Annotated in this window: 20 protein-coding genes; 5 read left to right on the top strand and 15 right to left on the bottom strand. The window is 43.4% G+C overall.

Going from position 1 to position 25,009, the window contains the following annotated elements:
- Nucleotides 1-7: 7 nt before the first annotated feature.
- The 4 genes from L3V43_RS16920 (at nucleotide 8) to L3V43_RS16905 (ending at nucleotide 3,795) form a co-directional block, all read left to right on the top strand.
- Nucleotides 8-1,225 carry an NnrS family protein gene (locus L3V43_RS16920; RefSeq protein WP_237116950.1) on the top strand — a complete coding sequence of 406 codons (1,218 nt, stop codon included), beginning with the start codon at nucleotides 8-10 and terminating at the stop codon, nucleotides 1,223-1,225.
- Between the two features lie 25 nt (nucleotides 1,226-1,250).
- Nucleotides 1,251-2,420 (top strand): NO-inducible flavohemoprotein, encoded by a 1,170-nt coding sequence (gene hmpA / locus L3V43_RS16915; RefSeq protein ID WP_237116951.1) that lies wholly within the window; start codon nucleotides 1,251-1,253, stop codon nucleotides 2,418-2,420.
- A gap of 193 nt (nucleotides 2,421-2,613) precedes the next feature.
- A complete protein-coding gene (locus L3V43_RS16910) occupies nucleotides 2,614-3,087 on the top strand; it encodes a low molecular weight protein-tyrosine-phosphatase (protein ID WP_102058596.1) in 474 nt (157 codons plus the stop codon).
- Nucleotides 3,088-3,150: 63 nt separating this feature from the next.
- Nucleotides 3,151-3,795: a 2OG-Fe(II) oxygenase gene (locus L3V43_RS16905; RefSeq protein WP_237116952.1), complete on the top strand. Its 645-nt coding sequence runs from the start codon at nucleotides 3,151-3,153 to the stop codon at nucleotides 3,793-3,795.
- A gap of 40 nt (nucleotides 3,796-3,835) precedes the next feature.
- Here L3V43_RS16905 and L3V43_RS16900 read toward each other — a convergent pair whose 3' ends face one another.
- The 6 genes from L3V43_RS16900 to L3V43_RS16875 all read right to left on the bottom strand — a co-directional run bounded on the left by L3V43_RS16900 (nucleotide 3,836) and on the right by L3V43_RS16875 (nucleotide 11,112).
- Complete coding sequence (locus L3V43_RS16900) at nucleotides 3,836-5,125, bottom strand: ATP-binding protein (protein WP_237116953.1); 1,290 nt, start codon at nucleotides 5,123-5,125, stop codon at nucleotides 3,836-3,838.
- A gap of 8 nt (nucleotides 5,126-5,133) precedes the next feature.
- Nucleotides 5,134-6,474, bottom strand: a complete 1,341-nt coding sequence (locus L3V43_RS16895; RefSeq protein ID WP_237116954.1) for a sigma-54 dependent transcriptional regulator — start codon at nucleotides 6,472-6,474, stop codon at nucleotides 5,134-5,136.
- Nucleotides 6,475-6,588: 114 nt separating this feature from the next.
- Complete coding sequence (locus L3V43_RS16890; RefSeq protein ID WP_237116955.1) at nucleotides 6,589-7,791, bottom strand: FtsX-like permease family protein; 1,203 nt, start codon at nucleotides 7,789-7,791, stop codon at nucleotides 6,589-6,591.
- Nucleotides 7,792-7,801: 10 nt separating this feature from the next.
- Nucleotides 7,802-9,115, bottom strand: a complete 1,314-nt coding sequence (locus L3V43_RS16885; protein WP_102058592.1) for an ABC transporter permease — start codon at nucleotides 9,113-9,115, stop codon at nucleotides 7,802-7,804.
- A gap of 3 nt (nucleotides 9,116-9,118) precedes the next feature.
- Complete coding sequence (locus L3V43_RS16880) at nucleotides 9,119-9,841, bottom strand: ABC transporter ATP-binding protein (protein WP_010607521.1); 723 nt, start codon at nucleotides 9,839-9,841, stop codon at nucleotides 9,119-9,121.
- Between the two features lie 14 nt (nucleotides 9,842-9,855).
- Complete coding sequence (locus tag L3V43_RS16875) at nucleotides 9,856-11,112, bottom strand: HlyD family efflux transporter periplasmic adaptor subunit (RefSeq protein ID WP_010607520.1); 1,257 nt, start codon at nucleotides 11,110-11,112, stop codon at nucleotides 9,856-9,858.
- 343 nt (nucleotides 11,113-11,455) lie between these two features.
- On the opposite strand from L3V43_RS16875, the gene L3V43_RS16870 reads away from it, so the two are divergent.
- The gene (locus L3V43_RS16870) at nucleotides 11,456-14,320 is read left to right on the top strand and encodes a pitrilysin family protein (protein ID WP_237116956.1); all 2,865 of its coding nucleotides are present in this window, start codon (nucleotides 11,456-11,458) and stop codon (nucleotides 14,318-14,320) included.
- Nucleotides 14,321-14,435: 115 nt separating this feature from the next.
- Here the strand turns inward: L3V43_RS16870 and L3V43_RS16865 are convergent, their stop codons facing one another.
- The 9 genes from L3V43_RS16865 to L3V43_RS16825 all read right to left on the bottom strand — a co-directional run bounded on the left by L3V43_RS16865 (nucleotide 14,436) and on the right by L3V43_RS16825 (nucleotide 25,000).
- Entirely contained in the window at nucleotides 14,436-15,833 is a 1,398-nt protein-coding gene (locus L3V43_RS16865; RefSeq protein WP_010607518.1) for an ATP-binding protein, read from the bottom strand.
- Nucleotides 15,834-16,014: 181 nt separating this feature from the next.
- The gene (locus L3V43_RS16860) at nucleotides 16,015-16,593 is read right to left on the bottom strand and encodes a thymidine kinase (RefSeq protein WP_010607517.1); all 579 of its coding nucleotides are present in this window, start codon (nucleotides 16,591-16,593) and stop codon (nucleotides 16,015-16,017) included.
- 56 nt (nucleotides 16,594-16,649) lie between these two features.
- Nucleotides 16,650-17,375 carry a transporter substrate-binding domain-containing protein gene (locus L3V43_RS16855; protein WP_227387831.1) on the bottom strand — a complete coding sequence of 242 codons (726 nt, stop codon included), beginning with the start codon at nucleotides 17,373-17,375 and terminating at the stop codon, nucleotides 16,650-16,652.
- 104 nt (nucleotides 17,376-17,479) lie between these two features.
- The gene (locus L3V43_RS16850) at nucleotides 17,480-17,941 is read right to left on the bottom strand and encodes a methylated-DNA--[protein]-cysteine S-methyltransferase (protein WP_237116957.1); all 462 of its coding nucleotides are present in this window, start codon (nucleotides 17,939-17,941) and stop codon (nucleotides 17,480-17,482) included.
- A complete protein-coding gene (locus L3V43_RS16845; RefSeq protein ID WP_102058588.1) occupies nucleotides 17,938-19,296 on the bottom strand; it encodes an AlkA N-terminal domain-containing protein in 1,359 nt (452 codons plus the stop codon). The genes L3V43_RS16850 and L3V43_RS16845 overlap by 4 nt, the downstream gene beginning before the upstream one ends.
- Nucleotides 19,297-19,677: 381 nt before the next feature.
- The gene (locus L3V43_RS16840; protein WP_010607513.1) at nucleotides 19,678-20,289 is read right to left on the bottom strand and encodes a superoxide dismutase; all 612 of its coding nucleotides are present in this window, start codon (nucleotides 20,287-20,289) and stop codon (nucleotides 19,678-19,680) included.
- A 14-nt stretch (nucleotides 20,290-20,303) separates the two neighbouring features.
- Nucleotides 20,304-20,822, bottom strand: coding sequence for a hypothetical protein (locus L3V43_RS16835; protein WP_010607512.1), 519 nt, complete (start codon nucleotides 20,820-20,822; stop codon nucleotides 20,304-20,306).
- Nucleotides 20,823-20,929: 107 nt separating this feature from the next.
- Nucleotides 20,930-21,814, bottom strand: a complete 885-nt coding sequence (locus tag L3V43_RS16830; protein ID WP_010607511.1) for a cation diffusion facilitator family transporter — start codon at nucleotides 21,812-21,814, stop codon at nucleotides 20,930-20,932.
- Nucleotides 21,815-21,871: 57 nt separating this feature from the next.
- Nucleotides 21,872-25,000: a CusA/CzcA family heavy metal efflux RND transporter gene (locus L3V43_RS16825; protein WP_237116958.1), complete on the bottom strand. Its 3,129-nt coding sequence runs from the start codon at nucleotides 24,998-25,000 to the stop codon at nucleotides 21,872-21,874.
- Between the last annotated feature and the right edge of the window lie 9 nt (nucleotides 25,001-25,009).

Here is a 25,009-nt window from a genome sequence, read left to right as displayed (position 1 = left end):
TAAGTAAATGAGCTTAATCCAGCTAGAAGAGCCCAGTCCAAAAGCCGTGTGTTGGTATTTACCATCTACTTGGCCCGTGTTGATGCTCGGCTTTAGAGCGCTATTTTTACTCGCGGGCTTATTCGCTGTCGTGAGTATTTCTGTGTGGGCTTTATTGCTCAATGGCAATGTTGTTTGGCGTAATGATTACCCAGCGACCTATTGGCACGCCCACGAGATGCTATTTGGCTTTGGCGGTGCTGTCGTCGCCGGATTTTTGCTAACCGCTGCAAAAAATTGGACACAAAGACAGACATTACATGGTGGCGCACTGCTGTCACTCTGTATTATTTGGTGTGCCGCTAGGCTGAGCTTTTTTGTGGCAAATTCATCAATCATCATCACCTTGCTACTACAACTGAGTTTTTGGCTCATTGTACTAATCAATTTAACGACCGTAATTGTTGATGCAAAATCCAAAAACAATCGTGTTTTTATTTTTGCTGTAAGCATGTTGTGTGGCTGCAACATCGTATTTTTAATTTTACTTCACAACCAGCACTTCTCATTGCTAAGCGCTGCAAGCCAAGCAACACTTATTGCTTACATGCTGTTGATTGGTGTGGTGGGTGGCCGCGTTATTCCGTTTTTTATTGCCCGAGGATTGCAGCAAGCACAAAAGCCACATACTCCAAGGTTAGACAGGGCGATCTTTTACCTCGCCATCATCTGCGTTTTCACCTATATCCTGCAGTTTACGATGCAAAATACTCACTATTTAAGTGCTGCACTTCTGCTCCTTGGGCTACTGCATTCGATAAGAGCAATTTATTGGTTTAACGGTAAATTATTTAACGTACCACTGCTTTGGTCACTGTACCTGTCATATTGTGCAATCGCAGTGGGTTTAATACTTAGCGCATACAACAACACCTTTGCACCAGAGCATTTGCGCAGCCACCTTCACTTAGTGGCAATTAATGGCATGGGATTAATGATCTTAGCCATGATGACTCGCGTTACCTTGGGCCACACAGGCCGGCTATTACAGGTAAGCGCGACAACTACACTGGCATTTATCTGTATCGCGGTATCAGGTCTTATCCGCGCCTTCCTTATTCATTTTATAAACCCGCACAATGCATGGCTGTTAAGTGCCGTGGCTTGGGTTTTTGGTTTTATGCTTTTTTCCATAACCTTCGCGCCCATGCTGATACAAAAACGCGTCGATGGGCGAATAGGTTAACTCTACTCTCAAACAGGAGATATTAATGCTTACCCAAAATACGATTGAGTTGGTAAAACAAAGTGCACCGCTATTGGCTCAAGTCGGTCCCGAGATCACCGCCAAGTTTTATCATAGCATGTTCAATCAACACCCAGAGTTAAAAGGGGTATTCAACCAATCCCATCAGGCTTCGGGAAAACAGCCGTTGGCACTATTTGCAGCATTAGCGGCCTATGCCAATTACATTGATCAACCAGAGGTACTCAGTGACGCCATTTTACGTATCAACCATAAGCACGTTAGCCTTGGGATTTTACCTGAGCAATACGCTATTGTTGGCCGGCATTTAATTGCAACGCTCAAAGCCGAGTTCAGCGAGCAATTCACAGACGAAATAGAGCAAGCTTGGCTTAGTGCCTACCAGTTTTTAGCCGATTTATTTATCACCGCAGAGCATGGCCTGTACCAAACCGCGCTTGAGCAGCAAGGTGGGTGGCAAGGAACGCGTGAATTTACAATTGAAAAGGTGATAAGCAATACTGAAAATATTAAAAGCTTTTATCTCAAGCCTGTCGACGGTAAAGCCCTACCTCATTACCAAGCAGGACAATTTGTTTCTGTCTTTGTACCAAAAGAAGTGGCAGGGTTTCAGCAGATCCGCCAATACTCTTTGTCTGCTGCGCCCAATGGTTCGTACCTTAGGATCTCTACTAAACACGACGGTACCGTATCGCAATATCTTCATACACTTAAGGCGGGCGACACCCTCAAGCTCACTCCACCAGCTGGAGACTTTGTCAGACAACACACAGCCAGTCCAAAGGTATACATTAGCGCTGGGGTTGGAATAACCCCTATGCTTTGCATGCTTGGTGTTCATAGCCAACATTCACCTGAAGTCGAAGCACACTTTTTACACGCGAATAAAACTCACAGTGACTTAGGTTTCAACCAAGAAATCAATGAGCTTGGTAGCAATATCCGAGATTTTAATGTGGTTACTTGGTTGGAGTCAGAAGCCGACGATACGCATTCCGGACTGATGGATATCAACGCAATCAAAGATACTTTGCCGCTAACAGACGGAGAGTTCTACCTATGCGGCCCGGTTGCCTTTATGCGCTTTATCAAAACCCAACTGATGAATGCCGGTGTACAAACCGAGCAAATATTCTATGAGGTATTTGGTCCTCACGAAAACCTTCCAAACTAACGAGTTAAATTTGGCGTCCTAATAAAGTTGGTATTAGCTGACGCCTTATATTTTGCTCTAAAAAAATCGCTAGACTGGGTGAATGAATACTACTGGTATTAGCCGGAATCTTATATTTTGCTCTGAATTAAAAAATCGGTAGACTTGGAGAATAAATACTATTGGTATAAAAGCGTACTTGAAGGACAACAATATGAGCGCAATTTCTAGTATCTTAGTCGTCTGCATGGGTAATATCTGCCGCTCTCCAACTATGGAGGCGGTATTAAAGCACAAACTCGCAGCAACAGAGTTAACAACCCGTATCGATTCCGCTGGCACCATTGGCTATCATCAAGGTAACCCTCCAGATCCACGCAGTGTCACGGCAGGCAGCGCAAGAGGGTATGACTTTTCAGGCATATCAGCGCAACAAGTAAAACCCAGCGATTTTGAAGATTACGACTTACTTTTGTGCGCAGACAACTCAAATTACCGCGATCTACTCTCTATTTGTCCTACCGGCTTGGCGCATAAAGTTCAGCTGTTTTTAGCGTTTGGTGACATGAGTGAGCATGAAGTGCCTGATCCTTATTATGGTGGTGAACAAGGTTTTGAACATGTGCTTGATTTAATCGAAGCCGCCAGCGAAAACATCATTAACAAAATTCGCTTATCGACAAGGTAAAATTAACTCGCTGGATCGGTACCAAACAAAGGGGTAAAAAGACCTTTTTTAGAGGCACCGCTATTGTTAGATTTAGACTTAGAATTTCCGTTCGAGAAATTAGCTCAGGACTTACAAACCACAGGCATTAGTATTTTGCCAAATTTCGTCAGTCCCGACATTTTATCCAAGTTGGAATTGAGAATAGCAGAGCTAAGCAGTGATGATTTTAAGCAAGCTGGAATTGGTCGTTTAGCCTCTCACGAGCAAAATAAGAAAATTCGCAGAGATAAAATTCACTGGCTAGATAGCAGCAATGAGTTGGAATCTGTTTGGCTCAACTACATGGGCGAGCTAAAAGCCTATTTAAACAGACGGCTGTTTATGGGACTCTTTAGTTATGAAAGCCACTTTGCCATTTATCCTCCAGGGGCGTTTTACAAAAAGCATTTGGACGCCTTTAAGGGAAAGACCAACCGAATTTTGACCACGGTATTGTACTTAAATCAGTCTTGGGCACCAGACAATGGCGGCGAACTAGTCGTTTTCAATCCCGATAATCACGACGAAATACTCACAACGGTGCTGCCCAGTTATGGCACGCTAGTTACCTTTTTAAGTGATGAATTCCCTCATGAAGTACTGGTTGCCAACGAAAAGCGCTATTCAATTGCAGGGTGGTTTAGGGTTAACGCCAGCATTAATCATTCGATTGATCCACCAAAATAATTGATGTTCTCAGTCTTAAGTTTATTATCCTGAGTTAAACTCAGGATAATTTGTTCGGTAACCGAATTTCGACGCACAAACCTTTACCTTCGCGATTATAGAGGCTGATCTTACCGTTGTGTGCTTCCACAATTTCTCTGCACAGCGCTAAACCAAGCCCTGTTCCTGACGCTTTGGTAGAGTAAAATGGAATTAAGGCGTTGGCCATCACAGTGTCACTCATGCCTTCGCCTCTATCGAGCACCCAAATATAAGCTTCGTCGCTGCGCTGCTCAGATTGAACACAGATTTCCTCTATCTTTGAGCCAGACTCGGTCGCATTCTTTATCAAATTAATGAGTAACTGTTCTAACTGTGTCGTGTCTGCCTGTAATTGCATTTGATTAAGCTGATACTGGAATGACCAATGGCTTTGCAGTCGCGCACACAAAACCTGCAAATTCACAGATTCAATGTTTGGCAGAGGAAGTTTGGCGAACTTACCATAACCCTGAACAAACTCGCTAAGGTGCACAATGCGCTCTTCTATCGTCGCAAATACTCGACTTAGCCTAGGTTCATCCACGCGTTCAGCCAAGATCTGTCCGCTGTGCAGCATAGATGAAATAGGCCCTAACGAGTTGTTTAACTCATGACTAATGATGCGGATCACTTTCTTCCAAACTTGCACTTCTTGGCGGCTCAACTCTCGAGTGAATTGCTTAAAAATATATAATTTGTGAAAGTGGTTGTTGAGTAATAACTCACCGTTGGCGAGATGCCACATTTGCGACTCTCCAATGCTACTTTGTATTGAGAACAAGCCATCAAGTTGGTTGCTTGCTGCTTGCTGAAGTTCATCCGGAACTCCGGATAACAACTTACTAAAACGCTCACCTTCAAGGCGATGCTCACAGTTAAAAAACGTTTTTGCACTATTGTTAGCAAATACCACCACATCCTGTGAGTCGACAAGGACAAGTACCTGAGGTGACGACTCTAGCACTTTATCTAGCATCAGCTCACGCTGATAAATCCATTGTTTTTCATCTCTCAACTGCTTTGCTGTTTCATTGAATAACTGGCACAGTCTACCGAGTTCATTGTTAGCGTTATAGGTAATGGACGTAGAAAATTCGCCATCCTTAAAGTTCATCAAGCCGACTTCTAGCGCCTCCCACCCCGCTTTGTTTTCACGCATTAATAGTTTATACAACAGTAGTGCAACACTGACGGAGCCCACTACTATTACAATGAAACCACTGTGATCATCGAGTAAGAACCATAAAGGAATAAGGCCAATAATAATACTGATGGCTATGATCAATGCATGTTGCTGCGAGGTCGTCATTATTGTCCTTAATATTCAATGCCAAACTTTTGCAAGCGACGATAAAGCGCTTGTCTACTCATGTTGAAATGTCGTGCTACTTTCGCAATCACGCCAAGGTGAGTCTTGAGCGCCTGCTCCAATTCTTCTTTACTGGGTTCTCGTATGGTTTGCGATACGTTAACTTGTGCTGTATTTGCCTGCACATCAAGACCAAAATCCTTCGCACTGAGCTCGCCATCTGGATTCAATACTGCCGCCCGTTTACAGGCATTTTCAAGCTCTCGTACGTTTCCAGGCCAAGGGTGTTCACATAATGCTTGCTGGGCATCCGAAGTAAGCCCTCTTGCGGGTAAAAAGTGCGCGACCAAAGGTAAAACATCATCCACTCGCTGTGACAACGCGGGTAGGTTTAGCTCGATGACATTTAAGCGATAATATAGATCCTCACGGAATTTCCCCCCTCGAATATCCGCTAGCAGATCCGCGTTCGTTGCTGAGATGACACGGACCGATACTTTTTTTGTCTCGACTGAACCCAACTTCTCAAACTCGCCACTTTGCAAAACACGTAGCAATTTTGTTTGCCCTGGAAGAGGTAAATTACCAATCTCATCCAAAAATAACGTGCCTTTATCAGCAGCTTCAAAGCGACCAATACGCTGCTTATTCGCACCGGTATAAGCACCGCTCTCAGCACCAAAAAGCTCAGCTTCGATTAAGTCACTTGGGAGCGCGCCTGCATTCACTTTGACAAACGGTTGGTTTTTTAGTGGTGAGTTCGCTTGAATAATTTCCGCGATTTTTTCTTTACCGCTACCATTTGGACCGGTTATTAACACTGACACATCAGATTTGGCGACTTGCAGCGCCATATCTATGACTCGCTGCATGGCCACCGATTTATACACAAACCCGCATAAATCCGCGCCTTGATTAAACTGTTGGCGTTCTTGTTCAGCCCGTTCAAAGTTTGCAACTTGCTTATGTGCCTCACCAAGCGCGACGAGATTTGCAATTGTGGTGAGTAACTTTTGGTCGTCCCACGGCTTGGCTAGATAGTCTGCCGCTCCAGCTTTTACCAACTCAACCGCCATGGTGAGCTCAGTCCAAGCCGTTAATAAGATAATAGGGAGTTTTGCATTTAGTGCTTTTAATTGGTGAAAAAGCGCAGCCCCCTCCTCTCCTGAGGTGGTGTCTGCACTAAAGTTCATATCTTGGATAACTAGTGCAATTTGCTGAAACGATACCACTTTAATTGCTTCTAACGGTGAGCACGCGGTAACCACTTGATAATCATGCAGCTCTAGTAACAATGACAGTGCATCAAGCACCGCAGGGTTATCATCCACAATTAAGATTTTATCCATATGATTTTATTCTTGTTATTACATATTGCCACTTACCTATACTAGCACAACTAATACAAGGTAAGTTAAAGTAATACCAACTAGGTTGCTCACACAACCTAGTTGGTATAAGGGTTATACACTTCTTGTTGCGATACTCGGTGAAATGTTCGCCGCCTTTTTAGCAGGAAAAATAACTGATGCGATACAGAGCACGATAAGCCCAAGCGCCGTTATCAAAATATAGCTTACTTCTAGCGGTGGCACTGAATACAAAGACATTAGCTTTTGTCCTAGGAAAACAGTAGCCACTGTGCCAAGTATTAAGCCAATTGCACAAACAATGAGGTTTTCTACCACAAAGTAACGAACAATTGCAGATTTACGCGCCCCCAAAGCTCTGCGAGTACCAATCTGTTTAGTGCGTTTACTAATATTAAACTGAGTAAGACCAAATATTCCCAGCGCCGTCACGACGACTAATGCTGTGATTAGCACTAGCAACATTCTTAGCATCAATATGTCTTTAGAGTTGTACCTTTCCTTTACTTCATCAAGTCCTTTCATATTGGTGATCACTCTATTTGGATTTTCTTGAAGCAGCACCGACTCTATTTTTTTCATTACTTCGCCACGCAAACTCGGATCTGTGCGAACTAAGAAATCTTGAAATCCATTCGCATTTACCATGGGAAAAATAATTAAGCGATCAGCATTTCTAAAACGCGGCCAAGCATTAGTCATACGCTCAACAATCCCCACGACTTTTAACGGGCCGCCACCATAATAAATCGTTTCGCCCAATCCTTTACCCTCACCAAATATCTCGTCCGTAAACGCCTTACTGGCAATAACAACATCTGGTTGCTTAGCGTATTCACTTGAGATCAGGACATCACCAGATGTGAAATCACGGCCTTCTATCAATTTTACGCCCAAGGTACGGATCACTTGTTCATTGGCGTATAAATGCCCCGAGTTTGTATGTTTACCATCGTCTTCTGGGGTTAAGCTGAATCCCGAATTGCTACCTCCTCCTGAAAGCGGAACTGAACTCACTCCTACGGCTTCTATAACACCTGGGATACTTTTTAGTATTCTCTCATCAACGATAAACTGTTGGTTTGCATCTACCTTGTCGTCAAACGACATGACACTGAAGGTGATTATCGACTCTTCTGGGTAGCCAGTTGGCTTGTTGAGATAGCTGACGCGCTCACTAATAATGGACAGCGAATTGCTGACAATTGCCAACGTCAAGGCAAGTTGTAGGATGGCAAGTACGGCACCAACTTTAGAGCGCAATAACGCATTGATAATTGGTTTTAATTCCAACATGGGACTCTCCTTATTGCACTTTTAGATAAGTAGCAGGTGATGTTTTACACACTATCCAAGCTGGGTAAAGCCCTGCAAGAATACAAGTCACAATAGCGATGCTCGGCGCTGCTAACAGCATAGAGACATCCATCGTTGCAAGACTTTCGTATACATGGCTAGTTCTGCGGATCCCCCATAAGCCAAGCTGAGCAAAAACTATCCCTATCACTCCCCCCATAAAACCAAGCAACGCCACTTCAACTAAGTGTTGGTAAAACACTTGCGTTTTACTTGCACCAAGCGCCCTTCTTACGCCAACATCAGGGGCACGTTTAAGAAATTTCGCTAGTAACAATCCGAGAATATTGGCTAAGCAAACGGCAAGGAACATAAAACTTAAACCAATCATGACTTTGTTATCTTCACTAACCACATTATTGTACTCAAGCCATTCAGTGACATTTCGAAGTGAAAACTCTCGTGTTTTACGGTTAAATCTTCCCAAATCTTGTTGGGTTTGGATGTAATTATCCAGTTGTGTTGCTAACGCTTGTTGTTCTTTTTCGTTCTCTAATTCAACCCAAAACTGAGTCCAAAGCATTTCTGAATTCATTTTGTCCGTGAAGTTGTTAATCTCTTCCCTCTTCCAGCCATTCGTATTACCCCAAGTGTCAATCTCATAAGCTGCAGCATGACTGAAGGGAATGAAGATACGCTCGGCATCAGCAAACGCGCCATTGTTTAAGTCATACATTTTGACGTTTGGCTGCCACTCCTTAGTTACCCCTACTACTTGATATCTTCGCTGCGCCAAATAAATACTTTCTCCAACCACATCACTGCGGCCAAATAACTTTTGTGCGATAGTTTCGTCAATTACAACCACTGGTGCAGCATTGTCGGCTTGGCTTTGGCTCCACACTCCACCATACAAAAAACTCAACTCAAACATGGCAAAAAACTCTCGGGTGATTAGCCGTGTCGTTTGCAGCATGGGCCTCACTTCGGGGTTGCTTACATGAACCGCAAAACCGGATTTAAACATCGCGACTTTTTTGTCGACGTTTAGCGTTTGATACAGGTTTTTCGCATCTAAAAATGTCAACTGAAAGGGAATATCATCAGCTGAATGATAGGTTTGCCCCTCATCCATCACTTGTAGCTGTACAGCATAGAGTTTGCCACTTTTGCTTGGAATTGGATCGGCGGACATCATGTGATACACGGATAAACTCACCATAGTGACGCCAATACCAATGGCGATAGCCAGCGTCATTAGACTAGTCGCAAGCGGCGTGGCTTTTAGGCTACGCCAAGCTAAATCAAGGTAATGCGCAAACATAACTTAAGCTCCCACCTGAGATTTCAACGCTTGTGAAGCCGCACCTTTACCTTGATACAAAGTAAAATCTGCAACCTGTCCATCTACAATTTGGATGTTTCTTGGTGTACGCCTTGCGAGCTCCGGGTCGTGGGTAACCATTACTATCGTTGCGCCGTCACGGTTAATTTGTTCTAGTAACTCCATCACCTGACGCGCCATTAAACTATCTAAATTCCCCGTTGGTTCATCGGCGAGTAAAAAGCGTGGCTCACCAGCAAGCGCTCTTGCAATCGCCACACGCTGCTGCTGTCCACCGGACAACTGTTGTGGCAAATGTTTTGCACGGCCAGCAAGGCCAACTTGCTCTAGACAGTTTTCAATTCTGCGCTTGCGCTCAGCCGCCTTGATACCACGATAACGTAGTGGCACTTCAACATTTTCGTACAAGTTTAAATCTGGGATAAGGTTAAAACCTTGAAAAATAAAGCCGATTTTTTGGTTTCGCAGATCAGCTCTTTGGTTGTCATTAAGCTTACCAACATCAATTCCATCTAGCATATATTGACCACTAGAGTACCCTTCTAGCATCCCAGCAATATTTAAGAAGGTTGTTTTACCTGAGCCTGAAGGGCCTGTTACCGCGATAAACTCTCCTTCATTTACTTGCAGGTTAAAATCTCTGAGTGCGTGTGTTTGCACCATATCAGTTTGGTATACTTTGCCGATATTATTCATAATTAACATTATTATTTTCCTTCTTATCTTAATAAGATGCTGGGCGCACGTTCGAATGCGTCGTAACTACTGATGATGATTTGATCGCCTTGCTTTAAGCCATTAAGCACTTCAACTTCACTGATGCTTGAGGTACCGGTAGTGATCTCAATTCGCTCAGCGATATCACCACTTAGTTTGTAAGCGATGTGCCCACCTTCACTCATAAAAGCACCACGTTTAACCATTAAGGTGTTTTCTTTGTGTTCTAGTAAAATTCGAGCAGACAAACGTTGATTTTGTCTAATGCCATCAATGTTTTCGTCCGAAAAACGTACTCGAGTGGTGACTTCACGGTTATTTACTTCTGGAGAAATCGCAGATAACACGCCAGAAATATTTTGGTTGCCAATCCTGAGCTCGACGGCCATCCCGAGTCCAAGCTCTGCCGCATAACTTTCAGGTACTTGAAGCTCGGCTTCATAAGCACTTAAGTCAACGAGTTTCATCAACCCCTGATTGGCATTAACCAGCGCATTTTGATCGACTAATAAATTACCGACTATGCCTGAAACCGGCGCAATCACATCTAAGCTTGCAACTTGACGTTTTAATTCTTCAACGATTAAACGTTGCCGCTCAAGCTGATTCTCAACAGATTTAAGTTCAAAGGCCAAGGTATCTTTGCCTAGTGCAACTTCTTGCTCTGCATGATTGAAGTTTAATTTTGCCCGCGCTAGGTCGTCTTGCGCTTCTTCTAAATCAATTTGGCTGATGAGGTTTTTTTGGATAGACAACTGAGCACGTCGGTCTTCTCTATCTGCCGCTAATAGTTCGACGCGAGCGAGATCTAAGGAGCGATTTAACGCCAAGTTTTGACGTCTAACATCTAACTTTTTCCCTTCAAGCTCCCCCCTCAGTCTTTGCAGCTCCGCTTCTTCTTGTTGGAGCTGGTTGGTTAAAGTTGGACTTTTAACCGTGGCTAGTACTTCACCTTGAGTCACGCTATCACCCGCTTTGACCTGTAAAGAGACATAACCCTGCTCCGGACTATAAATTTGTGGTGCATTTGCAGCAACGACAAAACCTGTGGCAGCAATATCGCGGGTAAACTCACCGAATGTCACGGCTGCAATTTGCACTCTATCTTTGGCCACGGAGCTACTAGCATTTGGCCCACCAAACACGACCTGTGCGGTAAGTGCTGCAATAATTACAACACCCGCTATTACAAGGCCAAGCTTCTTTTTGGATTTACTAGTTTGGAGCACTTCATCTTGTCCGCTTGTGTCTTTAATCATAATGATTCTCCTCGAATTAACGAGTCAAATACCGCCACGACCGTTGCTACAGCCAACATCATCAAGGGTGAAATTAAAAAAGCAGTACTTAACCACATAACGTATCTTCTTTATTAGTTTGTATGCAGTAAAAGAGGCTAACTTTGTGCCAAAACTTAAGTTGTTGATTATATTTATTTATTTCATTTTAGAAGAGGATAAAATGTGTCCGCGGACGGAAAAAGTGTCCGCAGCGGACACAATAAGAAATCTGAAACCGTTACGAGGGAATATTCCCTTATTTATGGACAATAGTTTCGCAACTGTTTAAATTAACAGGAAATTATAATTATAAGGTAAGTTAATGAACGTTAAGCCACTTGCTCTTGCTATCACGGCAAGTTTGTTCACTCTTTCAGGATGTTCTACTTCTAATCTCCAAAAACAAGATATTACAGTTCAGCCAGCAACCGATGTCCCTGATCATGCCAACTCGTCTTTTCACGTGGATTTTGAGAAGTTCACTTTAGATAACGGCTTAGATGTTGTTTTTCATATTGATAAATCCGATCCCGTCGTTGCCGTCACCCTTGCTGCACATGTTGGCTCTGCACGTGAAAAGGTAGGCAAAACTGGATTTGCTCACTTATTCGAGCATTTATTATTTTTAGAGTCTGAAAATTTAGGTAAAGGTGGGCTAGACAAGCTAAGTGCTCGAGTGGGAGGCTCTGGTGCAAACGGCTCAACTAACCGAGATATCACGAATTACATGCAAACGGTACCCAATGATGCACTGGAAAAGATGATTTGGGCTGAGGCCGATAAACTGGGCTATTTCATCAACACCGTAACAATCCCCGTTCTTCAACAAGAAAAAGAAGTAGTAAAGAACGAAAAGCGTCAGCGCGTCACTAACCAACCTTACGGTCATGTATTTGATGTAATTACAAAAAATTTGTATCCAGTCGATCACCCATACAACTGGCTGCCATTAGGCTCCCTTGAAGACCTAGCTAGCGCTACGGTCGAAGACGTCAAAGACTTCTATAAACGGTGGTATGGACCGAATAATGTTACGTTAGTTATTTCTGGAGACTTTGATAGTAACCAGGCAAAAGCTTGGGTCGAGAAATATTTTAACGATATTCCAAGAGGACCGGAAGTTTCACCCCAACCGAAGCAACCCATCGTGTTGACGAGCAGCAAAAAACGCTATCATGAAGATAGTTTTGCGCAAGTTCCTCAGTTAACACAAGCTTGGCCTTCTATGCCGCGTTTTCACCGAGATAGCTATGCGATGGATGTGCTAATTAAGCTGTTAACTGATGGCAACCAAGCGCCTGTAACCAATGAGCTCGTTGAGAAGCAGAAATTAAGCTCTGGTTTAATGCTACTTGATATCCGCTCTGAATTAGCTGGCGAGTTACTCATGATGATAACCGCCTATGACGGTGTCGATTTAGATCAAGTTGAGCAAGCGATTGCAATTGGGCTAAAGCGCTTCGAAACAGAAGCATTTTCACAAGACGGTCTTCATCGTGTAAAAGTGGGTATAGAAACTGAGTATTATCGGAATCTATCAAGTGTTGTAAATAAAGGCGTCGCGCTTGCCGATTACAATTTGCTGCTAAATGATCCTGGATACATTAATAAAGAAATTGACTTGATGCGTGCAGTCAGCGCAGACGATATCTGGCGTGTTTATAACACATACCTAAAGAATAAGCCTTTTGTTTCAACTAGTTTTGTACCTAAAGGTAGTAAAAAACTCGCTGTTGACACCGCCCAAAAGGCAGTGATTAAAGAAGAGCAGATCAACCTTGAAGACATCAGCGAACTCGATACGGCCAAGCCACTCCAGATTAGCAAAACACCATCTAGCTTTGATCGTTCCATTGAACCCGAGTTTGGAAAAACTCCGGTAATACCAACGCCAGATGTAAAAACAGCTCAGTTAAAAAATGGACTAGAGGTTTTTTCGTTATACAGTGACGAAGTGCCATTGGTTGAAATAAAACTTACTATTGATGGTGCATTGTTACTCGAGTCGCCAGATAAAAATGGTACCGCTAACTTAGTTGCAAATATGCTGACCCGGGGGACAGCGACAAAATCAGCTGAAGAGTTAAACAATGAGATTAGACAGCTAGGCTCAACTATCACAGTAACAGCAGAGCGCGAGCAAATAGTGCTAAAAGCAAGTACTCTGGCACGTAATTATGAAGCCACAATGGCATTAATTGGTGAAATACTGACTCAACCGAGGTGGGATTTAACTGAATTTGAACTTGCTAAACAAACGGTTACCGGACAACTACAACAATCATCAGCAGATCCCGAAGCCATCGCCCAAAAAGAACTATACAAGCTTACATATCCAAGACATCACCCGTTAGCAAATAATACACTGGGCACAGAAGAAAGTATCTCGAAGATAACAATTGATGACCTAAAAGCCTACCATCAAAAAAATATAGCCCCACAATTGGCAAAATTATATGTAGCCGGCGCTGTCAAACATGCAGATATTCAAAAGTCTCTTGAGCAGCTAATTGACCACTGGCCCGCATCAAAAGCAACACTTCCTCTTTTACCTGAGCCAAATGCACTTAATTCTGCAGCAATATATTTTTATGATATTCCGCAGGCAAAGCAATCGACACTACTAATTGCTCATCCGTCACTTAAAGCAAATCACACTGACTACTTTAACGCAACAGCGATGAATTACATCCTTGGCGGTGGTGGGTTTTCTTCTCGCCTTGTTCAGGATCTAAGAGCAGACAAAGGTTATACCTATCATATACGCTCAAAATTTGACGCTACACCAGTCTCTTCAATGTTTGAAATAAAATCTAACGTCCGAAGCAATGTCACTTTGGAGTCTCTGGAGTTAGTAAAACAAATCGTCGAAGAGTACGGGAACACGTATACTTTAGCCGATTTAACAACGACAAAAAATTACTATTTAAAAAGTAATGCCAGACGCTTTGAAACCTTAACAGCAAAAGTTAAAGTACTTGAGCAAATTGGGTCTCTGAATTTGGCAAACAACTTTATGCAGCAGCGCAACGAACAAATCGAAAGCCTGGGAGTTGATGACATGAAGGGACTTGCCAAGCAGTATATTCATCCGAATAAACTAATATATATCGTGGTTGGAGATGCAAAAACGCAAGCTAATCGCCTAACGGCGCTAGGACTTGGCGAAGTGATAAGACTCAATTAACTTTGGTAAAATAACAAAGTAATAAAGCATGATAAGTGTGAGCGCAGAGGAAGCGCTGATAGCACTTATCATGCTAACTTTAGCATCGAAGGTAAAGTAGAGAGTACACTAGCAATCAGATTAAGGGTAAAGTGATGGCTGCTTTGGTACCTTTACCAATCACTGACGTTAAAGATAGTTCACCACCGTGAGATTTAATGATATTAGATGCAATCGTTAACCCAAGTCCTACGTGTTTTTCTGAGGCTTTAGTGGTATAAAACGGATCAAATACTTTATGCACCAGCTTATCCGCAATCCCTTCACCACAATCGAAGATATCGATAGAGAGCGTTTTACTCTCAACTTTCGTGGTGATTTTAATGGCCTTGCGCATTCTACCGGTACTTTCTAAGGCGTTCTTTATGAGGCAATAAATACCGTGTTCTAGAAGTGCAGGGGCACAGTGCAATTCAAACCGTTCTCCTTTTTCAAATTCAATCAGGCTCAAGTTTGTACCATCCAACTCCAAATTAATCATCACAGAGTCCATAATTTGAGAATAGAATTCTACTTGCTGAAACTGGGTTTGATTGCTTTCAAAAAACACACTCAGCTCTTTAACAATCAATTGAATTCTGTCGAGTCCCGAGTGCATTTCTGCCATCACATCATCACTTTCACTCAAGGCCCAGTTTAGTTGATACTCTTTTTCCAATTCACTCAGCGATTTTGCACATTCAGGAGAGAGTTGCGAATTATTTGCCAAAAATTGCCAAGCTCGATACAACTTAACCAACGAACTTTGTACAAACTCTAAGTTACTTTTTAAGTACGCAAGCGGATTATTAATTTCATGGGCGACACCTGCAGCAAACTGCCCTACCGATGCGAGCTTTTCTGATTGGATCAAGGCTTGCTGCTGCTCAGCAATACGGTTATATGCCTCTCTTAAGGCATCATTTGACGATTCAAGTTCATGAGTGCGCTGCTTGACCTTTTCTTCCAATCCTTCGTTAAGTTTGGTTAGTTCATCGGTCAACAACTCAAGTCGATTTAAATCTCGGTAAGAGCGTAGCGAGCTGGTTAACATAGTGAAAAGACGAGATTTTGTGAGGTCAGTTTTATTTTTATAGTCATTAATATCATAGCGTAGCATGACTTCATGTTCCGGCACACTGCCGGGCTGGCCAGTGCGCAGTACTATTCTTACGTTATGATAGCCAAGTTCTTCACGTATGTATTGCGCACATTCTAAGCCCGCTTCTTCACTTTCCATGATGACGTCGAGTAAAATTAATGCAACGTCATCTCGATTGCTTAAGATATCAATCGCTTCTTTTTTGCTATAGGCATGAAGCAACTCGAGCGGTTTTAATTCAAACCGATAAGCCGTTAACACAAGTTTAGTCACATCGTGAACTTCAGGTTCATCATCGACAATCAACACCACCCAAGGAGATGCAGACTCGTCTAGGTTTTGTTCATCAGGCTCTGAAACGTTTAAGAATGATAATGGCTGCTGCTGACTCATTAAAATGACACCCTTACTCCTATTTCTTAAGGATGGTACAAATCCACAGGTTTACCAAATTATTCGAACCAGAAAATAGTATAAATTTAGCGTTATGGTAGGATAAAATACTGAGTGACGATAGAACGGGATCTGTACTGTTAAGAAGCCACTCTTCGCAGTACATCAGGTTTAAATATACTTATGCGTTTAGCGCATCCTTATAGTGTTTTCTACAAAGAGAAACATATCTATCGTTACCACCAATCACAACTTGATCGCCATCCGCAATGGCCTTGCCATGCTCATCGGTGCGAAGCACTCGGTTTGCTTTACGACCACAGTGACAGATGGTTTTTAGCTCAATCAATTTATCTGCCCACGCCAGTAAATATTGTGAGCCCTCAAACAGCTCACCACGAAAGTCAGTTCTCAGACCATAGCATAATACCGGGATCCGCAGCTCATCGACGATATCCGTCAGCTCTGCGACTTGAGCTTTTGTTAGAAACTGGCACTCATCTACCAATACGCAGTCAATTTTACTCTCGGTGTGGGCAGACATCAGCAGTGCTTTCACATCTGTTTGGCTTTCAAAAACTTGCGCCTCAGCTTCTAAGCCGATACGCGACGCTACTTTGCCCACACCAGCACGGTTATCAATTGCAGCAGTGATAATAAACGGGCGCATGCCTCGCTCTCGGTAGTTAAATGCCGACTGCAATAAAGTTGTAGATTTACCGGCATTCATTGCCGAATAGTAAAAATAAAGCTGGGCCATAATAGATATTTCGAAATAAAAATTCGCGCTAGTTTACTGGCTAACGATTAAAAGATCTATTGCTTATCCATTTGGCTGGGTTGTGAACGCAAATACTCACTATATAAGGTGTCGAGGTTAATAAGCTGACTTGCACGCCACACTTTCCAGCTTAATTCAGGGTGCTGCTGATAAAACTGCTCAGAAAATGCCATAAAACCAAACGACGTTTCTATCGGTGGAAAAACCGCTTCCAAGTGGTTAAAGGGAGGCGATAATGTGATTGGCATATTACCGATTTGGCAAAGGCCAATGGTCGCATCTAGTAATTCATTTTCAACCAGTGCAATAGCATGCTCCAACGAGTCGGTTTCGAATATGGAAAAATGCTTGGGCATACTTTCTCGAATAGCATACCCACGAGGTACTGCGAGTTCTATTTCTTTGCTCAGATTTAATGTTGCTTTGTTAGTTTTGCTTTTGAGTAAACAAGTGCTGATCCGATTAATTGCATATTGCTGTGCAATAGTGCCATCGGGATTCTTTGGATACGCCATTTGCTCTTCTCTGGATGCTCGGTGACTTGCCACCACAGCATCAACTTTGCCATTTTCCAGCTCATGCAAGCAACGGCTCCATGGCTTTCGAGTGTAAGTGAAGTTCACCTCTTTTACGTGCTCGTCAAGCTGTTGCACTATCTGGATCGTGACGCCTGGATTTGCCGATGGCACAGTTTGCCCTGCACCATGGATAAAGGGTGGAGCATGTTTATCTTCATAACAAAAGCGAACCTCTGTTGCCATACAGGTCCACGAAGTAAAAACGCAAAAAGCAATAAATAGCAGTCTCAACATTCACTCCAAACATGTAGTAAATCGAAATAACAACGATTAACCACTAGTATACTCTATTTTTTAAAGCTTACTCCCTCGTGTTGCAACAACCACTCTTTCGCTTCAAGTCCACCAGCATATCCTGTTAGTTTGCCATTTGCACCAATAATGCGATGACAAGGCACTATGATACTAATTGGATTTTTGCCGTTGGCAGCGCCAACAGCACGGACGGCATTTTTGTTCCCTAAGCGCTCCGCTATCCAACCATAGCTATGCGTTTCACCAAATGGTACTTGTGCCAACACCTGCCAGACTTGCTTTTGAAAGTACGTACCATCCACATCAAGTACCACATCAAAGCGTTGGCGTTTGCCAGCAAAGTATTCTGTTAACTGTTTTTTTGCCATTTCTGTATGCCGATTTTCCCCTTGCTCATAACGCGTCTTTGGAAAAAAACCAACATATCGTAAACCATTATTGGATGCTTGTATTATCCACTCTCCAGTGGGCGAGGCTAATGTAGTTTCAATCATAATTGTTGCCATAGTTGAAAAGTTAAATAAGAACGAAAAGGAGCACACTTTTCGATATCTATTGTTTTTAAGGATTTTTCCATTGCCTTTTTGACACCCAAATCACCACCCAAGTAAATGTCTGGGTGACTCAATCCGCGCATTTTTGCATAGTCGACAGTCCAAGGGCCTATCCCTTTAATATTTAACCAGTCATCAAGTTCAACATGTTCCGAACCAACATATTGCTCAGCGAAAGCTTTAATAGCCGCTTTTCTCCGCTCAGGCATTTTGAAAAAGGCGAGATCACTATCAAATACGGCCTTAGGCTTAGGGAAGTAACGCATGCCATCTTCAGCTACCTCACCAAGTGTTTCAACCAATAAAGCAAGTAAGTTTCTCGCCGCTTGAACACTGATTTGTTGACCTAAAATAGCTCTCATTCCCGCTTCAAACTCACTCCAGATCCCAGGTAATCTGAGTCCCTCTTGTAGCGGCAAATCAGGTGCGGCTTCATGAAGGTGAGACTCAATAAAACAGGTATCCGCATCCAAATCTAACACACGCCTGATCTGCGCAATCATCGGAACTAACAAGGATAAATCACAGAGCGCGATAACCACTTTAAAGCGATGTTTTTCAGGCTCGATAGTCGCGGTGAAGCGCCCTGTTTCCCCTTCTATCATCACGGTTCGCCCATAACCGTTTTCTGTTAACCACTCGATACCTGGCACAATTCTCATTGCTAAAAACTGCTGCATTTTATCCCAGTTGTACGGTGGTCGATAAGACAAGTAAATCGCAATGGCTGAGCCACTACCTGCGTCTCTTCTGAGTTGACTTGGTGATAACTGATACAGTTTCTGGAATGCATCATTAAAGCGTCGCAATGAATTAAACCCGGCGGCAAACGCGACTTGCGTGACAGGAAGGTCACTTTGCTGTAATAGCTGCTTAGCTAAGTCACATTGCTTATAAAGTGCATATTGTTTGGGGCTGGTGCCAAAATATTGATTGAATACTTTATTTAAATAACGGACCGAAATGCCTAACCTATCGGCTAAGTCTTCTGTCGAATGACGTATCAAGGCCCCCTCGTCGATTAACTTTTTGGCTCTGACTGCGGTTGTTTCCGTGCCAAGCCATGCATAACTACCCGGTGCGCTGTCAGGGCGGCAGCGAATACAAGGTCTAAAGCCAGCTTGCGCTGCATTGTGGGCAAATTGAAAATACTCAACATTTTTTTCTTTTGCAGCAGGTGCTGGACATATTGGCCGACAATAAATGCCGGTGCTCTTGACCGCAACAAAAAACAACCCATCAAATCTAGCATCGCGACTATTTCTAGCTTGAGAACAAACTTCTGGTGTATACATGACTTTCGCTCGTACTTCGTTTTCACTCAGTCTAATAGCTATCACTATAGCAAACTAGCCATTTTTGGTACTCAACCATGTTTGGAGTATTCATGAAAAAAGCCCGCTAGGGGCTTTCTAACCTGAGCTTCGGATAACTAATGCCTTTCTAGCAGCCAGTTTTAGCGCTAACTGCGTTGAATTCACTTCCAATAGCCCGCTATTAATGCGTAAATTCGCCTTGCCTACAGGAAGTAGGTACCTTAGCGAGAGCAGGACGCGGAAGCGGTGTTTTCCCTAAAACTCTCTGGCTAGACAGAAAGTCATTCAAGATAAATTTTAAAACTATATGTTAGCTCATTACTTACCCAAACCTCAGGTTAAATAACTGAGGAAAAAGTACTAACCTATTGCTTGATTATATCTGCGCTCGACTTCAGACCAATTAATGACGTTGTAAAAAGCGGCGATGTATTCTGGTCGACGATTCTGATATTTGAGGTAATAGGCATGTTCCCACACATCTAAACCCAATATTGGGGTGTGCTGCTCCATGTAGGGACTATCTTGGTTAAGACTACTCGTCACCGCTAACTTGCCATTTTCATCTACAACTAACCATGCCCAGCCACTGCCAAATCGGCTGACAGCAGCGTTTGTAAATTCAGTTTTAAAGCTATCAAAACCGCCGAATTCACTTTCTATCGCTTGTTTTAACGGCCCATCACACAAAGGCGCATAATTCGGAGTCATAATTTGCCAGAACAAACTATGGTTATTGTGCCCGCCGACATGTTCTTGCACTGCTTTTTGTAAGGTTTCAGGTAACGTTTTAATGTTTCTCAGCAACGTTTCGGTGTCTTTACCCTCGAACTCCGTCCCCTCTAATGCTGCGTTTGCTTTATTTATATATGTCTGATGATGCAAAGTATGATGGATCTCCATCGTTTTCGCGTCGATATGTGGTTCCAGTGCATCATATGCGTACGGTAATTCAGGTAAGGTATAAGCCATTCGACCTCCAAATGTTAATGTAAAACGCGAGAATGCTGGTGCGTTACCAGCATCGCTTCGTTAATTTGATGAATAAGCTCAGGTAAATGAGGATAGCGTGTTGCAAAATGGATCAGCTCTTGTCGAGTTTTATGCAAATGATGTAAGACGGTAGGCGCAAGTTCATTGTTATATTCGAGGTAGGTTGCATGTATCTTCAGATGGATTGAGATAAGTTGCTGGCACGCTCTATTTGGTTGGTCAAGCGCAATAAAGGTATCAGCTAGATTATGTGCGGATACTACGACGGCTGGTAAACTGTGCTCTATGGCACTCATCACGACGCTGTCCTTTTGGCATAATAAAAACTCATCTAAAATACCTGTCGCGAGTGTCAATGCAACCTGATATTCATCACGGGCACGCAGAAATATTTGCGCTTGATATGCTTGATTACCAGAGAGTATTTTAGCTTGCCAAGGTGACAACACTGAAGATAACGCGCAAGCTCCGCTTGCTAAGCGATTTGCACTAAGGTCCATGCGATTTTTCATATTTTACCCTTATACCGAACTAGCTTACTTGTGCAAGCAAACCAGTATGAGCTATTGGGGCACTATATGATCACACAAACATTAATGCAAACTATTTTCATTTGTATTTATTTAATTTCTACACACTGATGTGTTACCAAAGAGTCCTCGGTTAATTCAAGTGTGGTATGCGACAATCCAAACCGCGACTGTAAACTCTCTTTTAACCGCGCTAGCGTGCTTTGGTCGCTCAAGGACGTAATGACAACTTGCGCCTCTAAAATATATTCATGCTCATTGAGCTGCCAAACATGAATATGGCTTACTGTCTTAACATTCTCTTGAGTCTCAAGGTATTCCTTAACCTCTTGAATATTCACATTATCTGGCGTCGCCTGCATGAGAATTCTAATACTACTTTTGCTCAGTTCAACGCCATGGTAAATCACGTATGCGGAGATCAATACAGTGGCGATAAGATCCACCACATACCATTGATATAAGATGATTAATGTTCCAGCCACGATCACTGCAACGGAAGCCGCAGCATCAGAAACATTGTGAATAAATGCCGCACGAATATTTAGGCTGGTTTTTGCACCTGCAGAATAAGTAATAAGTGCTGTGATAACATCGATAACTAACGCCAAGGCCGCGAGCCACACCACTATCCAGCCATCAATTGGCTCTGGATTTAAAAATCGAGAAATCGCCTCGAATAACAGATAAACCCCAACAACGATGAGTGTCGCACTATTAATTAACGCCCCAATTATTTCAGCACGTTGATAGCCATAAGTGAGCTCAAGTGAGGCCGGCTTTCTTGCAACTTTTTGCGCGACTAACGCGATAATAAGCGCACCGGCGTCACTTAAATTATGTAGCGCATCAGCAACCAAAGAGAGACTACCAGAAAGAATGCCACCAACGACCTGCGCGACACTCAGTAGAATATTAACAAATACGGCCCAACCGAGCTTATTTCCATGATGGTGATGATGTGCGTGAGACATACTCAATCCTATTGATTGATCCGAATAAGGGGCCACTTTCAATGGCCCCCACGGGCATTACGAATTTTTAATTTGCTTTGAGAATAGTGGATAAAGTGCTGGCAATACAAACAACGTCAGCAAGGTTGACGTTAATAATCCACCAACAATTACACTGGCAAGCGGCCTTTGAATTTCAGCGCCCACTCCTGTCGATAGCAGCATGGGAATAAGTCCCAGCGCTGAGGTTATCGCAGTCATAAGCACGGGTCTAAGCCTTGAAATTGCTCCCTCAAAGACACCCGAATGAAGCGGTTCTCCCGCAGCCAATCGCTGGTTTATGCTCTCAACCATGACCACACCATTGAGTACCGCGACACCGAATAAGGTGATAAACCCAACCGAGCTTGGGACCGAGAGATATTGTCCTGAGATATATAAAGAAAATACCCCACCAATGACCGCAAGCGGCACATTCACTAAAATAAGCGCAGCCTGAGCCATTGAACCAAATGCAAAGTAAAGCAAGAGTGCTATTAGCGCCAAAGATAACGGCACCACGATTGCCAAGCGTTTTTGTGCTCGTTGCTGGTTTTCAAATTGACCACCGATTTCAACACCATAACCTGTTGGTAAGTCAACTTTACTATCAATAGCCGCGCGAATATCACTTACTACACTGCCCATATCACGACCTTGCACATTAGCTTGGATCACCACTCGACGTTGAACGTCATCTCGTCTTACTTGCGGAGGACCAGATTGATATTCAACATTCGCAACATCAGCCAACCGGATCCACGCCCCTGAACTTGATTGTAAACGTATTTCTTCAATAGTCTGTTTGCTTTGACGGTACTTGGGTGCCAAGCGGACATAAATATCATAGCGTTCGTTACCGTTGATGACCTGCCCCGCTTTACTGCCACCAATGCCATCTTGCACTAATGCCATTACGTCTCCGACAGCTAAACCGTAGCGCGATAACGCTTGACGTTTTGGGGTGATGATCAGCTGTGACTCACCTGCTATTTGCTCAAGTTGTACACCTTCAGTCCCTTCAACTTGCACCACGGCCGCTTCAATTTCCTTGCCTTTTTTTGCAAGCACAGCTAAGTCAGGGCCAAACAACTTAATCGCCAACTGCGCTTTAACACCTGAGAGTAATTCATCGACACGCGTCGCAATAGGCTGTGAAAAATTAAACAGTAAGCCGGGATAAGCCGATAGTTTTTGTGCCATCAAAGCTTGTAATTCGTAGCGATTATTTGCGCTTTGCCACTGTGCTACTGGCGCAAGGCCAATATAGATTTCAATGTTATTTACCGGTTCAGGATCGCCACCTATCTCCGCTCGACCAATTCTGCTTAGCGCGTAGTTTACTTCAGGAAAAGTGAGCAGCATTTTTTCCAGCTCAGGCGCAACATTAAGCGCGGTTTCAAGACTGGCGGAAGGCGCTAGCGTTACCCTTAGGTTGATGGTGCCTTCTTCAAGCTCTGGGACAAACTCGGTACCAATTTTAGTGAACGTAAAACCGGCCGCCGCCATCAATAATATGACGATTGCCATCAACAACTTTTGCCTATGCAACACTCGATTTAACGTCCAGCGGTAGCCTTTTTCTAGCGCGACGAGAATTATACTCTCTCGCGCTTTAACGCCATGTTTAAATAAGTAGGTCGCAAGCGCTGGGACAATGATAAGGGCAACAAATATCGCCGCAACAACAGCCAAAATAATACTGATTGCCATGGGTTGAAATAACTTAGCTTCAACCCCTTCAAAACTAAATAACGGGGTGAACACTACTAAGATAATACTGGCAGCAAAAAAGATTGGCCTTGCCACTTCCTTTCCTGCGAGCTCAACAATGAGTCCTACAGAGAAGTCATCACTTTCCTTTTGCCTTGTTAGGTGTTTAAAGATGTTTTCTACCATCACCACTGAGCCGTCGACTAACATCCCTATCGCGACTGCGATACCACCTAGCGACATTAAGTTGGCCGATACGCCAAGCCACGCCATAACCACAAGTGCAATGGCAATTGAAATAGGAATTGAAATGAGCACCAGGAAAGTCGCTCTCAGATTCATTAAAAACAGCGCGAGCACCACAACGATAAAAATAAATGCCAGTGCCAAGGCTTCAACGACAGTTTGTACTGCTTTGCTGATCAAATCAGACTGATCGTAAAACGGCTCAAACCTTACCCCTTCGGGTAGCGCTTTATTAATAAGTTCCACGCGGTTGTTAATGCTATCAATGGTTGCTTTGGTGTTTGCTCCCATTCGCTTTAGCACTATGCCTGTTACGACTTCACCGAGCTGTTCCACTTCACCAGAGGCGCTTTTTCTAGACATCGTGACAGCGCCTTGACGGATTTCTCCACCAATCGATACAGTAGCAACCTGAGCCACAGTCACGACCGTGCCATCAATGGTTTTGACGGGCACGTTGGCAATCTCCTGGATCCCCTTCTCCCCACTTTGAAACCAGCCAGTTCCGCGGATCACCAACTGCTCTTGACCGCGCTCTAAATACCAGCCGCCAACATTTTGGTTATTACGCTCGATGGCACTCACCACATCTTGCTGAGTGAGTGCATAAGCCAATAGCTTATTTGGGTCGATATTGACTTGATATTGACGCACATCGCCGCCAAAAGCCAATACATCAGTTACCCCGTCAATGGGCATAATTAACAGCTTAACCACCCAGTCATTGAGACTACGTAAGGCCATTGCATCATATTCAGAGTTCGGCTCGCTCATCAGCATATATTGAAATACTTGACCAAGCCCTGAGGTATTTGGCCCCATTTCCGGTGTACCCACACCACTTGGGATCAACTCCTTTGCAGCTTGGAGGCGCTCAAATACCAACTGTCTGGCAAAATAGATATCGGTGCCTTCCTTAAATACTACCGTAACGCCAGATAGACCAGTTTTAGAAATTGAACGCACTTGCTGCACATCAGGCAAGGCATACATCACAGCCTCAATGGGATAGGTGATTAACTGCTCAACTTCTTCCGCTGCCAGTCCCGGCGCCTCAGTATTCACCGCAACCTGCACATTCGTTACATCGGGAAACGCATCTAAGTTGAGTTTTGGAATAGTCACGCTAGCAGTTGCCGTGATAACGAGTAAAAAAAGAATAATTAGAAGCCGATTGTTTACAGACCAATCGATAATTCGATTAAACATGATGAGGCT

It is taken from the genome of Pseudoalteromonas sp. L23 (assembly GCF_021728455.1).
Classification (GTDB): Bacteria; Pseudomonadota; Gammaproteobacteria; order Enterobacterales; family Alteromonadaceae; genus Pseudoalteromonas.
This window is presented reverse-complemented; position numbering and strand designations above follow the sequence as displayed.

Bases quoted from the DNA above. Each gene is read 5' to 3' on its own strand.
- L3V43_RS16870 (WP_237116956.1), top strand. From the start codon at position 11,456: ATGAACGTTAAGCCACTTGCTCTTGCTATCACGGCAAGTTTGTTCACT.
- L3V43_RS16910 (WP_102058596.1), top strand. From the start codon at position 2,614: ATGAGCGCAATTTCTAGTATCTTAGTCGTCTGCATGGGTAATATCTGC.
- L3V43_RS16920 (WP_237116950.1), top strand. From the start codon at position 8: ATGAGCTTAATCCAGCTAGAAGAGCCCAGTCCAAAAGCCGTGTGTTGG.
- hmpA (WP_237116951.1), top strand. From the start codon at position 1,251: ATGCTTACCCAAAATACGATTGAGTTGGTAAAACAAAGTGCACCGCTA.
- L3V43_RS16845 (WP_102058588.1), bottom strand. From the start codon at position 19,296: ATGTATACACCAGAAGTTTGTTCTCAAGCTAGAAATAGTCGCGATGCT.
- L3V43_RS16895 (WP_237116954.1), bottom strand. From the start codon at position 6,474: ATGGATAAAATCTTAATTGTGGATGATAACCCTGCGGTGCTTGATGCA.
- L3V43_RS16860 (WP_010607517.1), bottom strand. From the start codon at position 16,593: ATGGCCCAGCTTTATTTTTACTATTCGGCAATGAATGCCGGTAAATCT.
- L3V43_RS16900 (WP_237116953.1), bottom strand. From the start codon at position 5,125: ATGACGACCTCGCAGCAACATGCATTGATCATAGCCATCAGTATTATT.
- L3V43_RS16840 (WP_010607513.1), bottom strand. From the start codon at position 20,289: ATGGCTTATACCTTACCTGAATTACCGTACGCATATGATGCACTGGAA.
- L3V43_RS16875 (WP_010607520.1), bottom strand. From the start codon at position 11,112: ATGATTAAAGACACAAGCGGACAAGATGAAGTGCTCCAAACTAGTAAA.
- L3V43_RS16830 (WP_010607511.1), bottom strand. From the start codon at position 21,814: ATGTCTCACGCACATCATCACCATCATGGAAATAAGCTCGGTTGGGCC.
- L3V43_RS16880 (WP_010607521.1), bottom strand. From the start codon at position 9,841: ATGTTAATTATGAATAATATCGGCAAAGTATACCAAACTGATATGGTG.
- L3V43_RS16855 (WP_227387831.1), bottom strand. From the start codon at position 17,375: ATGGCAACAGAGGTTCGCTTTTGTTATGAAGATAAACATGCTCCACCC.
- L3V43_RS16835 (WP_010607512.1), bottom strand. From the start codon at position 20,822: ATGAAAAATCGCATGGACCTTAGTGCAAATCGCTTAGCAAGCGGAGCT.
- L3V43_RS16890 (WP_237116955.1), bottom strand. From the start codon at position 7,791: ATGTTGGAATTAAAACCAATTATCAATGCGTTATTGCGCTCTAAAGTT.
- L3V43_RS16825 (WP_237116958.1), bottom strand. From the start codon at position 25,000: ATGTTTAATCGAATTATCGATTGGTCTGTAAACAATCGGCTTCTAATT.
- L3V43_RS16850 (WP_237116957.1), bottom strand. From the start codon at position 17,941: ATGATTGAAACTACATTAGCCTCGCCCACTGGAGAGTGGATAATACAA.
- L3V43_RS16885 (WP_102058592.1), bottom strand. From the start codon at position 9,115: ATGTTTGCGCATTACCTTGATTTAGCTTGGCGTAGCCTAAAAGCCACG.
- L3V43_RS16865 (WP_010607518.1), bottom strand. From the start codon at position 15,833: ATGAGTCAGCAGCAGCCATTATCATTCTTAAACGTTTCAGAGCCTGAT.